The organism is Conservatibacter flavescens (genome assembly GCF_002795425.1).
In the GTDB taxonomy this organism is placed as follows: domain Bacteria; phylum Pseudomonadota; class Gammaproteobacteria; order Enterobacterales; family Pasteurellaceae; genus Conservatibacter; species Conservatibacter flavescens.
Window position 1 is genome coordinate 91,906 of record NZ_PHHA01000028.1, and the last position, 11,765, is coordinate 103,670.

Here is an 11,765-nt window from a genome sequence, read left to right on the forward strand (position 1 = left end):
ACGTCGAAAATATTTAAGGAGTACTTAATGATTTATCGTTATCCTAAAGAAGGTCAAGTTTCAGGCGTTTGCTTAGGGCTTGCGCGTTATTTTGGTTTTGATGCTTGGGTTATCCGCTTAACTGTCATTATTTTATTTTTCTTTGGTGGTTATTTTTTCATGCCCTTACTCTATATTGCTGGCGCATTGTTAATGGAAAAAGCGCCAGATAACTACTATATATCGCCACCAAGTGCTTTATATAACGGCAATGGGACACAAACAAAATGGACATCACCAAGAACAGATAATAATCAAATCAAGCAATTATAGCTTGAATTTGCAGTATTAACCCAACGCACACAAAAACTTGAACACTATATAAAATCAGATACATTTTCTAAAAATTGGTAATGACTATGTTTAATCGTATTCAACGAGAAGTTAACGATATATTTAATCGAGGTTTTGACCGCACATTACGACTGGCCGTTACAGGGCTCAGTCGCAGTGGAAAAACGGCATTTATTACGAGCCTTGTCAACCAACTCTTGAACATAAATTCGCAAGGTAATCATCACCTTGCGCTATTTGAGCCTGCGCGTAATAATCATATTATTGGTGTAAAACGAGTCTCTCAGCTCGACATGAAAATTCCTCGTTTTGATTATGATAATAACTTACGAGATTTACAGCAGACACCTCCCATTTGGCCTCAATCAACACGCGGCGTAAGCGAAACCCGTTTAGCTATTCGCTATTATCATCGCGATGGTTTAATGCGTCATATTAAAGACACTGGCACACTCTATTTAGATATTTTCGATTATCCCGGTGAATGGTTGTTAGATCTTCCCTTGCTCGACTTAAACTTCCAACAATGGTCACAAGATCTGCAACGACTTAACTTTGGACAACGTTCTATTCTGGCCCAAACCTGGTTAGCCAAAGTCGAACAGCTTGATCTTAGTGAGACTGCTGATGAAGATGTTTTGGCGCAGTTAGCAAAAGAATACACGGCTTATTTACATGCATGTAAAGCGGAGGGACTGCACTTTATTCAACCTGGACGCTTCGTCTTGCCTGGCGAGCTTGACGGCGCTCCCGCCTTACAATTCTTTCCTTTGCTTCATCTCAATGAAACGCAATGGCAGGAATTAAAAAATAAAGCTAGCTCAAAAAGTTATTTTAGCCTATTAACCAAACGCTACGATTATTATCGCCAGCATATCGTTAAAGATTTCTATCAAGATTACTTTGCCCATTTTGATCGCCAAATTATCTTGGCCGATTGTTTAACGCCATTAAATCATAGCCGACAAGCCTTTAACGATATGCGCGAAGGTTTGCAGCATCTCTTCCAAAATTTTCATTATGGTAAGCGCACATTATTACACCGTCTATTCTCTCCAAGAATTGATAAATTAATGTTTGTCGCAAGCAAAGCCGATCATATTACCAGCGATCAACTGCCTAATTTAGTTAGCCTTATGCGCCAATTAGTGCAAGAAGGCGGACGACATGTCGCATTTGAAGGTATTGAAACAGAATACTCCGCGATCGCTGCAATTCGAGCGACCAAGCAAGTCACCGTCACGCAAAATGGTAAACAGTTTAAAGCACTACAAGGTATTCGAACCAAAGATAAACAGCTTGTCACCCTTTATCCTGGCAGTGTGCCAAACAAGCTACCAACTGAACAGTTTTGGCAACAACAAACATTTGACTTTGACCAATTTGAACCACAGCCTTTAGTGGATAATGAGCTAATCCCTCATTTAAGAATGGATGCTGTGTTACAATTCTTATTAGCGGATAAGCTACGCTAAATAAAAAGGAAAGTTATGAGTAAACAAATTTTCAATGAAACGAATGACACTTACGATACCATCGACTCTCAACATCACTTCAAACCGAAACAGGAGTTTAGTGGTGATGAAACACAAATTGAGATCGATCCCATCGATAGCCAAGCTTTAGAAGGTGAATTACTTACCGATAAATTTGAACAAATTGTGAAACCGAAACCTCGTTGGTGGAAAAAAGTGCTAGGATTCACCGCACTTTTATTTTTAGCCGCCACTGTAGCACAATCTATCCAATGGGTAATCGACACTTGGCAACAAAACCAATGGATTTATTTCGCTTTTTCATTAGTTGGCTTATCGGTTGTTTTCGTTGGAATCACAGCCATTATAAAAGAGTGGCGACGTTTGGTACGCTTAAAATCTCTTGCTGAAAATCAACAAAAGGGCAATCAAATTTTCCTTGAAGCCAATGCCAATGCCGCCCTAGATGACAGTGAAAAAGGCAAAGCCTTATGTTTAGATATTGCTCGAAATATGCAACTAAACTCACAACATCCCGCTCTTGTTCAATGGCAAAATCATCTCAATGAAGCCCATACCGCGCAGGAAGTCACCTATTTATTTAGTGAAATGGTATTGCAAGATAGAGATCGTCAGGCTAAAAAACTGGTCAGTAAAAGTGCTGCAGAGTCTGCGGTTATCGTCGCCATTAGCCCACTTGCCTTAGTTGATATGTTTTTCGTCGCATGGCGCAATATTCGCATGATAAATAAAATCGCCAAAATCTATGGCATTGAACTTGGCTACTTTAGTCGCCTACGCTTAATGCGCATGATCTTACTCAATATCGCCTTTGCTGGTGCGACTGAACTGGTGCATGAAATTGGTATGGATTGGCTCTCTCAAGATATCACTGCTAAGTTATCAGCGCGTGCAGCACAAGGGATCGGGGTAGGGCTTCTCACTGCTCGCTTAGGTATCAAAACGATGGAGTTTTGCCGCCCACTCAGTTTTAAAAAAGATGAAAAACCTCGATTAAGTATAGTACATCGTGAATTACTCAACACGATTAAAACCACTATATTAACTGGTAGCAAAATAAAAGAAAAAGACGTTCTATAATATGCATTATTTTAATCTCAACATTCCCACTCAGCCGCAAGATCATAAACTACTCGGCAACGTGCTCTCCCGTTCCGATAGTCTTGCAATTAGCGAAATTGCTCAACAATATCAAGGGTTAACCGTTGTTATCACGGCGGATACTCGAAGTGCCATACGATTAGAAAAAATTCTCCCAACTTTGACCGCACTTCCTGTCACGCTATTTCCTGATTGGGAAACGTTACCTTATGATAGCTTTTCACCACATCAGGATATTATTTCAGCCCGTCTGAGTGCACTCTTTCATCTACAACAAGCTAAACAAGGTATTTTTATTTTACCTATAAACAGCCTAATGCAACGGCTTTGTCCGCCAGAATATTTGGCGAATAACGTATTGTTAATCAAAAAAGGGGATCGGTTACGTATTGAAAAAATGCGTTTACAACTTGAAAGTGCTGGTTATCGTGCAGTCGAACAAGTTTGGGAACATGGGGAATATGCTGTACGTGGTGCTTTATTAGATCTTTTTCCAATGGGAAGTGCGGTGCCTTTTCGCCTAGATTTTTTTGATGATGAAATTGATTCTATCCGCACATTTGATGTGGATAGTCAACGGACATCAGAAGAAATCCCCCAAATTAATCTATTGCCCGCTCATGAATTTCCAACTGATGAAAAAGGTATTGAATTTTTTCGGAGTCAATTTAGAGAAACCTTTAGTGAGATTCGCCGAGATCCTGAACACATTTATCAGCAAATTAGTAAAGGTACTCTCGTTGCTGGAATTGAGTATTGGCAACCTCTCTTTTTTGAAAAAATGGCCAGTTTGTTTGATTATCTACCTGAACAAACATTATTTGTGGATTTCGATGACAACATGGCTCAAGGCGAGCGTTTTTACCAAGATGCTGAAAATCGCTTTGAAAGCCGTAAAATCGATCCAATGCGCCCATTACTTGCGCCTCAACAACTATGGCTAAAAATTGATGAAATTAACCGCACTTTAAAAGGCTACCCTCGTTTAACCTTAAAAAAAGAAAAATTACGACACTCAGTCCGTCAACAAAATTTACCTGTTACCTTATTACCTGAGCTGACAATCCAGCCTCAAAATAAAGAACCATTACAATTGTTACGACAATTTATGGAAAGCTTTAAGGGCAATATTCTATTTTCGGTGGAAAGCGAAGGACGACGTGAAACCTTGTTAGATCTCCTTAAACCATTAAAACTGAAGCCGACACAAATTAAAAGCTTCGGTCATGATATGGAACATGCACAAAGTCTATGGATTAGTTCTCTTGATCAAGGATTCCTTATTGATAATACCCTTGCGATTATCACTGAAACTGAACTATTAGGCGAACGCGTACAACAACGCAATCGCTCGAAACAAAAATCCGTTAACCCTGACACATTAATCCGGAATCTTGCTGAACTCAAAATTGGACAAGCCGTTGTCCATTTGGAACACGGTGTCGGGCGTTATGGCGGCTTAGTGACAATTGAAAACAGCGGCATTACGGCAGAATATTTACTATTAATCTATGCAAATGAAGCAAAACTTTATGTGCCAGTATCGTCATTACATTTAATTAGCCGTTATGTAGGAGGTGCTGATGAAAATGCGCCTCTGCATAAGCTAGGTAGCGAAGCTTGGGTGCGTTCACGACAAAAAGCAGCTGAAAAAATCCGTGATGTCGCAGCCGAATTATTAGATGTATATGCACAACGTGAAGCGCAAAAAGGGTTCGCTTTTCATTACGATCGAGAAGAAATGCAAAAATTTGCAGCAACCTTTCCTTTTGAAGAAACCCTCGATCAAGAAATGGCGATTAATGCCGTTATTGCTGATATGTGTCAAGCAAAAGCGATGGATCGTTTGGTATGTGGTGATGTCGGATTTGGCAAAACCGAAGTCGCTATGCGCGCTGCATTTTTAGCCATAATGAATGAAAAACAAGTTGCAATGCTTGTTCCCACAACATTACTTGCCCAACAACATTATGATAATTTTAAAGATCGCTTCGCTAATCTCCCTATCAATGTAGAAGTGCTTTCTCGCTTTAAAACAACCAAAGAGCAGAAACAAATTTTACAGGATTTACAAGATGGTAAAGTTGATATTCTCATTGGTACACATAAATTATTACAATCTGATGTCAATTTTAATGATTTAGGATTACTTATCGTTGATGAAGAACACCGCTTTGGTGTGCGACAAAAAGAAAAAATCAAACAACTACGTGCCAATATTGATATTTTGACATTGACCGCCACTCCAATTCCTCGCACACTCAATATGGCGATGAATGGCATTCGAGATTTATCCATTATCTCAACGCCTCCAGCACGTCGCTTAACGATTAAAACCTTTGTACGTCAATCTGATGATTTATTAATCCGAGAGGCCATTTTGCGCGAAATTCTACGTGGTGGACAAGTGTACTATTTACACAATGATGTGGCCAGCATTGAAAATTGTGCAGAAAAATTAACCGCACTTGTTCCCGAAGCGCGTATTACAATTGGACATGGCCAAATGCGTGAACGCGATCTCGAACGTGTTATGTCTGATTTTTATCATCAACGTTTTAATGTACTCGTGTGTTCAACCATTATTGAAACAGGAATTGATGTACCTTCTGCCAATACGATTATCATTGAGCGTGCCGATCATTTTGGTTTAGCACAATTACATCAATTACGTGGACGCGTTGGACGCTCACATCACCAGGCCTATGCATATCTACTCACACCAAATCCAAAGGTTATGACCAAAGATGCCATAAAACGCCTTGAAGCCCTAGAAAGTCTCGATAATCTTGGCGCAGGGTTTATACTTGCAACCCATGACTTAGAAATTCGTGGCGCTGGAGAATTATTAGGCGCGGAACAAAGCGGCCAAATTGAAAGTCTTGGCTTTGCCCTCTATATGGATTTACTCGAAAGCGCTGTAGAAGCATTAAAAAACGGACGAGAACCGAGTTTAGAAGAACTTACACAATCTCAAGTAGAAATTGACTTACGCATTCCGGCTTTATTGCCTGAAGAATATTTGGCTGATGTCAACATGCGTTTATCTTTTTACAAACGTATTGCAGGAGCCGATAATCAATCCGCGCTTAATGAACTCAAGGTGGAACTCATCGATCGCTTTGGCACCCTGCCTGATGCAACACAAAATCTGTTCCACATTGCGGAGCTTCGCCTGCAAGCCAAAACATTAAAAATCAACAAAATTGATGCCCATGCCCAAGGCGGTTTTATTGAATTTGCCCCAAATGCAGACATGGATCCAATAAAATTTATTCATCTCATTCAACAACAGCCGAATGTATATAAATTCGATGGTCCAAGTAAGTTTAGATTTACAAAAACATTTGAGAGCTATAAAGCGCGATTGGATTTTGTGATAGATTTACTGAAAACCTTACTCCCGTAAAATAAATGGCTTGAGCATTCCTCAAGCCAATAACCAATCTATTACGAGTCAAAAATAAACACTGTTTACCTGAAGAGTTATTCAGGCTGATAACCTATATCATCAAGTGTTGGGTTTTGCGCCCCCTGTTTCGCCAGTTCATCGCAAATTTCATTTTCTCGATGTCCCGCGTGTCCTTTCACCCATTGCCAATCCATATGGTGCTTTTGAATGGCTTGATCTAACGCTATCCACAAATCTTGATTTTTAACCGCTTTACCTGTACTTGTCTTCCAATTATTTTTCTTCCAATTAAAAATCCATTGAGTGATACCATTTTTCATATACTGGCTGTCGCTGTACAACACTACATGACATGGCTCAGTCAAACAACTTAATGCCTCAATAACTGCACGTAATTCCATGCGATTATTCGTTGTAAGTCGATAACCTTGAGAAATCTGTTTTTCATGTTGCTTATAGCGCAATAAAATGCCAATACCGCCAGTACCGGGATTACCTAAACAAGAACCGTCTGTAAAAATTTCAATCTTTTTTTGCATAAATCTTTGTTACAATAGAAGTCTATTTGTTGTCATAACACGAAGATCATAACCTAAAAATTATCATGAGCATAGAAATTAATCCCAACCGTCAAATCGTCCTAGATACGGAAACCACTGGTATGAACCAATTTGGTGCCCATTATGAAGGCCACTGTATTATTGAAATTGGGGCAGTCGAAATGATTAACCGTCGCTATACTGGTCGCACATATCACGTTTATATTAAACCCGATCGTCCGGTTGATCCTGATGCAATCAAGGTGCATGGTATTACAGATGAGATGCTAGAAGATAAACCGGTTTTCGCTGAAATTGCCGATGAGTTCATTGAATTTATTCAAGGGGCTGAATTGCTGATTCACAACGCGCCCTTCGACGTGGGCTTTATGGATTATGAATTTGCCAAACTTGGGCGTAACGTCAAAACAGCCAATATTTGCCTAGTGTCTGATACATTACAAATGGCCCGCCAAATGTATCCAGGCAAACGCAACAATTTAGATGCCTTATGTGATCGTTTAGCTATCGATAATAGTAAACGTACCCTGCATGGCGCATTATTGGATGCGGAAATTCTTGCTGATGTATATTTAGCAATGACGGGGGGACAAACCAGCTTATTCGATGAAACCGAAGAAGTTCTTGCCCCAACCAATGCACAACACCAAATGCAAAGTGCGGTACATTTTCAGCAAGATTTAAAAACCATTATGCCGACAGAAGAAGAACTTTCAGCTCATCTTGACTATCTCAAACTTATCAATAAAAAAAGTGGGGATAAATGTTTATGGACAACGAGCGAAAAAGCCTTACATTAAGTATTTTCGTTCATTGATTAAGCAAGTAAACAAAAGATCTCAAAAAAAAGTTGACGACAGATAATAACATGATTATTATGCGTTCCACCAGTGCGGAGTGGTAGTTCAGCTGGTTAGAATACCTGCCTGTCACGCAGGGGGTCGCGGGTTCGAGTCCCGTCCATTCCGCCAATTTTTATAGTATATCTTCCTATTGCGGAGTGGTAGTTCAGCTGGTTAGAATACCTGCCTGTCACGCAGGGGGTCGCGGGTTCGAGTCCCGTCCATTCCGCCAATTCTCTTATATTCCATAGTTAGTTCATACCTTTTTGAGCAATATAAAACTTAATATATTACTCGACTATTATATTCCCTAAATATTCTGCCTGAAAAATATAGATTCCGACCACACTTTTACTATACAATTTGACTGTCTGCAGTCTATAACAACAAACATAAAAGGAGATACTATGTATTTGGAGCAAATTAAAGCAGAATTAATTGAAGCGCAAGATGTATTAAATAAATTTGTAAACGATGAAAACAACATTAAATTAATTCAACAAGCCGCTTTATTAATTTCAGACAGTTTTAAACAAGGAGGCAAAGTGCTTTCCTGCGGTAACGGAGGATCACATTGCGATGCCATGCATTTTGCTGAAGAGCTAACTGGACGCTATCGAGAAAACCGTCCAGGCTACCCCGCTATCGCGATTTCTGATGTTAGCCATTTAAGCTGTGTTAGTAACGATTTCGGCTATGAATATGTCTTCTCTCGCTATGTAGAAGCCGTTGGACAAAAAGGTGATGTTCTGTTTGGTTTATCTACTTCAGGTAATTCCAAGAATGTGCTAAATGCTATTAAAGCCGCAAAAGAAAAAGGAATGAAAGTGATTGCCATGACAGGGAAAGATGGGGGGCAAATGGCTGGGCTTGCCGATGTAGAAATTCGTGTGCCTCACTTCCGTTATGCCGATCGCATTCAAGAAATCCACATAAAAGTTATTCATATTTTAATGATGTTAATTGAATTTGAAATGGCTAAAACTGAACAATAATTCATCCTGGGCGAGCTAACAACTCGCCTTATCTCTCCACAAAACCATCAATTACATAACATTCCGACAACAAAATACAATTTGCATAATTATGCAAATAATATTAATATTATTGCAATTTTAGCTTCTCTTGAGAATTGTGATAAAAATGACTATTCGTGTTAAAAATTTAAACTTCTTTTATGGCTCATCACAAGCACTCTTTGACATCAACCTCAGCGCAGAAGATGGCGATACTATCGTGCTACTTGGCCCAAGTGGCGCAGGTAAAAGCACCCTGATTCGTACATTAAACTTATTGGAGGTGCCACAGTCTGGAGAATTAAGTGTGGCAAATAACCAATTTAATTTGTCTGCAAAAGTCGATCCCAAACAAATTCGCCAACTACGCCAAGATGTCGGCATGGTATTTCAGCAGTATAATCTTTGGCCACATATGACCATTATACAAAATTTAATTGAAGCGCCAATGAAAGTATTAGGGATCACAGAACAAGAAGCGAGAGAACGAGCAAAAGGATTACTCGCGCGTCTACGATTAGAAAATTATGAAGACCGTTTCCCTTTGCAACTTTCCGGTGGCCAGCAACAACGGGTTGCTATTGCTCGTGCGTTAATGATGAAACCCAAAGTGCTATTGTTTGACGAACCAACAGCGGCGCTTGATCCGGAAATTACGGCGCAAATTGTCTCGATTATTCAAGAATTGCAACAAACCGGTATTACACAAGTCATTGTCACCCATGAAGTCAGTGTTGCGAAAAAGGTCGCCAATAAAGTCGTCTACATGGAGCAAGGAAAAATTATTGAAATGGGTGATGCTCGCTGTTTTGAGACCCCACAAACCGAGCAATTTAAACACTATCTATCACACTAAAAAGGAACACAACATGAAAAAAACGCTACTTTTAACCGCACTTTTCGCAAGTACAACATTCGCTGCTCATGCTCAAGATATCACTTTTGCGATGGAACCAAGTTATCCACCTTTTGAGCTCACCAATGAAAAAGGCGAAATCATCGGATTTGATGTGGATATCGCTAATGCTATTTGCAAAGAGATTCAAGCAACATGTAAATTTAAGAGCCAATCTTTTGACTCTTTAATTCAAGAATTAAAATTAAAACGCATTGATGCGGCGATTTCGGCTATTGATATTACCGAAGCTCGTGCAAAACAAGTTGCGTTTAGTGACCCATATTATGATAGTTCAGCTAGCTTTGTTGCAGTAAAAGGTAAAATTAAAAGCCTAGACGAAGCGAAAAATGTTGGCGTGCAAAATGGTACTACTTTCCAACAATATGTTGTAGCTGAAGCAAAACAATATGCACCCAAAGCTTATGCTTCGTTACAAGATGCAATCTTAGATATTAAAAATGGCCGTATTGATATTATTTTTGGTGATACCGCTGTGCTTGCCGATATGTTAAGTAAAGAAGACAGCCTCACATTTATTGGTGACAAAGTTGACAACAAAAAATATTTCGGCAACGGCTTAGGAATCGCAGTTAACAAAGGCAACAAAAAATTAGTCGAAGATTTAAATAAAGGCCTAGCCGCCATTAAATCAAACGGTGAATACCAAAAAATTTACGATAAATGGATGACTGCACAATAAACTATGTTTCTTGATTATCTTTCTTTAATGTACACCGCAACCCTAATGACCTTAGGGTTAGCGGTTTGTTCATTGATCGTAGGCTTACTGCTTTCCATGCTCTTTGTGGTGTTAGAAACTGGGAGAATTGCCGCGCTACGCCAAATCACGAGTATATCCATGACCCTACTACGGGGATTACCTGAAATCCTTGTGGTCTTTTTAATTTATTTTGGCACGCCTGAACTCGTCGAAACCCTTACGGGAGATTATTTAGAATTAAGCGCATTTAGTTCAGGTGTCATTGCACTTTCATTGATTTTTGCAGCTTATGCTTCCCAATCCTTGCGTGGTGCCATACAAGCTATTCCTCTTGGACAATGGGAATCCGGCGCAGCACTAGGGTTAAATCGAACACAAACCTTTATCCGTATTGTCCTCCCTCAAGTTTGGCGACATGCCCTACCGGGTTTAAGCAATCAATGGCTCGTACTATTAAAAGATACCGCGCTTGTTTCATTAGTGGGGGTTGATGACATTATGCGCCAAGCCGGATTAATCAATACGAATACACACCAGCCATTTACCTGGTTTGGTATTGCCGCTTTAATTTATTTAATGATCACGCTAATCAGCCAATTTTTTATTCGTAAATTAGAATGGCGCTTTACCCGATTTGAACGAGGAGGTAAATAAATATGTTCGACTACTTCCTTATTATCGCACAAGGCATACCAACGAGTTTATTACTCACTTTTGTTTCCCTTGTTGTTGCTTTCTTTATGGCTTTAGGACTTACATATCTCCTATCCTTAGGCGGTAAATGTGTCAAATTGATGGTTAAAAGCTATTTAACCTTATTTACTGGCACCCCGCTCTTAGTACAGTTTTTCTTAATCTATAGCGGGCCTGGACAGTTTGAATGGATCACCAACAGTCCACTATGGGCATTACTATCAAATGCCTGGTTCTGCGCCATGTTAACCCTCGCCCTTAACAGTGCAGCCTATTCGACCTTATTATTCCATGGAGCAGTTAAAGCGATACCCAAAGGACAATGGGAAAGCTGTGCCTCACTTGGTCTAAGCCAATTACAGACCTTAAAAATATTAATTCCATATGCCTTAAAGCGTGCCTTACCTTCATATAGCAACGAAATTATTTTAGTTTTTAAAGGCACCTCACTTGCCTCAACTATCACAATTTTAGACATCATGGGCTATGCACGACAACTCTATGGCACAGAATATGACGCCCTTACAATCTACGGCTTAGCTGGCGCTATCTATCTAGTGATTACAGGAATCGCCACCCTACTTCTGCGTAAACTCGAACGCAAAGTCCTTGCTTTTGAACGATTAGAAACTGAAAAAGCGACTTAAAGCGCTATGATAAAAAAGAGCGGTCAAAATGATCTGCACCCCAAAA

11 protein-coding genes and 2 tRNA genes are annotated in these 11,765 nt (G+C 39.7%); 12 read left to right on the top strand and 1 reads right to left on the bottom strand.

What is annotated here, in order from left to right; translation table 11 throughout:
• Positions 1 to 27 precede the first annotated feature (27 nt).
• The 4 genes from CVP05_RS11070 (at position 28) to mfd (ending at position 6,339) form a co-directional block, all read left to right on the top strand.
• Complete coding sequence (locus CVP05_RS11070) at positions 28 to 312, top strand: PspC domain-containing protein (protein WP_100289632.1); 285 nt, start codon at positions 28 to 30, stop codon at positions 310 to 312.
• 86 nt (positions 313 to 398) lie between these two features.
• Positions 399 to 1,808 (top strand): YcjX family GTP-binding protein, encoded by a 1,410-nt coding sequence (locus CVP05_RS11075; RefSeq protein WP_100289633.1) that lies wholly within the window; start codon positions 399 to 401, stop codon positions 1,806 to 1,808.
• Between the two features lie 15 nt (positions 1,809 to 1,823).
• Positions 1,824 to 2,909 (top strand): TIGR01620 family protein, encoded by a 1,086-nt coding sequence (locus CVP05_RS11080; RefSeq protein ID WP_100289634.1) that lies wholly within the window; start codon positions 1,824 to 1,826, stop codon positions 2,907 to 2,909.
• Position 2,910: 1 nt separating this feature from the next.
• The gene (gene mfd, locus CVP05_RS11085; protein ID WP_100289635.1) at positions 2,911 to 6,339 is read left to right on the top strand and encodes a transcription-repair coupling factor; all 3,429 of its coding nucleotides are present in this window, start codon (positions 2,911 to 2,913) and stop codon (positions 6,337 to 6,339) included.
• A 77-nt stretch (positions 6,340 to 6,416) separates the two neighbouring features.
• On the opposite strand, the gene rnhA is transcribed toward mfd, so the two are convergent.
• A complete protein-coding gene (gene rnhA / locus CVP05_RS11090; protein ID WP_100289636.1) occupies positions 6,417 to 6,881 on the bottom strand; it encodes a ribonuclease HI in 465 nt (154 codons plus the stop codon).
• A gap of 65 nt (positions 6,882 to 6,946) precedes the next feature.
• Between rnhA and dnaQ the strand changes: the two genes are divergently transcribed.
• The 8 genes from dnaQ to artM all read left to right on the top strand — a co-directional run bounded on the left by dnaQ (position 6,947) and on the right by artM (position 11,719).
• Positions 6,947 to 7,702 (top strand): DNA polymerase III subunit epsilon, encoded by a 756-nt coding sequence (gene dnaQ, locus CVP05_RS11095; protein ID WP_100289637.1) that lies wholly within the window; start codon positions 6,947 to 6,949, stop codon positions 7,700 to 7,702.
• Between the two features lie 94 nt (positions 7,703 to 7,796).
• Positions 7,797 to 7,873, top strand: a tRNA-Asp gene (locus CVP05_RS11100).
• 26 nt (positions 7,874 to 7,899) lie between these two features.
• A tRNA-Asp gene (locus tag CVP05_RS11105) sits at positions 7,900 to 7,976 on the top strand.
• Positions 7,977 to 8,151: 175 nt separating this feature from the next.
• Positions 8,152 to 8,739, top strand: coding sequence for a D-sedoheptulose 7-phosphate isomerase (lpcA, locus tag CVP05_RS11110; protein WP_100289638.1), 588 nt, complete (start codon positions 8,152 to 8,154; stop codon positions 8,737 to 8,739).
• Positions 8,740 to 8,887: 148 nt separating this feature from the next.
• Positions 8,888 to 9,616, top strand: coding sequence for an arginine ABC transporter ATP-binding protein ArtP (gene artP, locus CVP05_RS11115; RefSeq protein WP_100289639.1), 729 nt, complete (start codon positions 8,888 to 8,890; stop codon positions 9,614 to 9,616).
• Between the two features lie 13 nt (positions 9,617 to 9,629).
• Positions 9,630 to 10,358 (top strand): lysine/arginine/ornithine ABC transporter substrate-binding protein, encoded by a 729-nt coding sequence (locus CVP05_RS11120; protein WP_100289640.1) that lies wholly within the window; start codon positions 9,630 to 9,632, stop codon positions 10,356 to 10,358.
• A gap of 3 nt (positions 10,359 to 10,361) precedes the next feature.
• The gene (gene artQ, locus CVP05_RS11125; RefSeq protein ID WP_100289641.1) at positions 10,362 to 11,033 is read left to right on the top strand and encodes an arginine ABC transporter permease ArtQ; all 672 of its coding nucleotides are present in this window, start codon (positions 10,362 to 10,364) and stop codon (positions 11,031 to 11,033) included.
• 2 nt (positions 11,034 to 11,035) lie between these two features.
• The gene (gene artM, locus CVP05_RS11130; protein WP_100289642.1) at positions 11,036 to 11,719 is read left to right on the top strand and encodes an arginine ABC transporter permease ArtM; all 684 of its coding nucleotides are present in this window, start codon (positions 11,036 to 11,038) and stop codon (positions 11,717 to 11,719) included.
• Positions 11,720 to 11,765 lie beyond the last annotated feature (46 nt).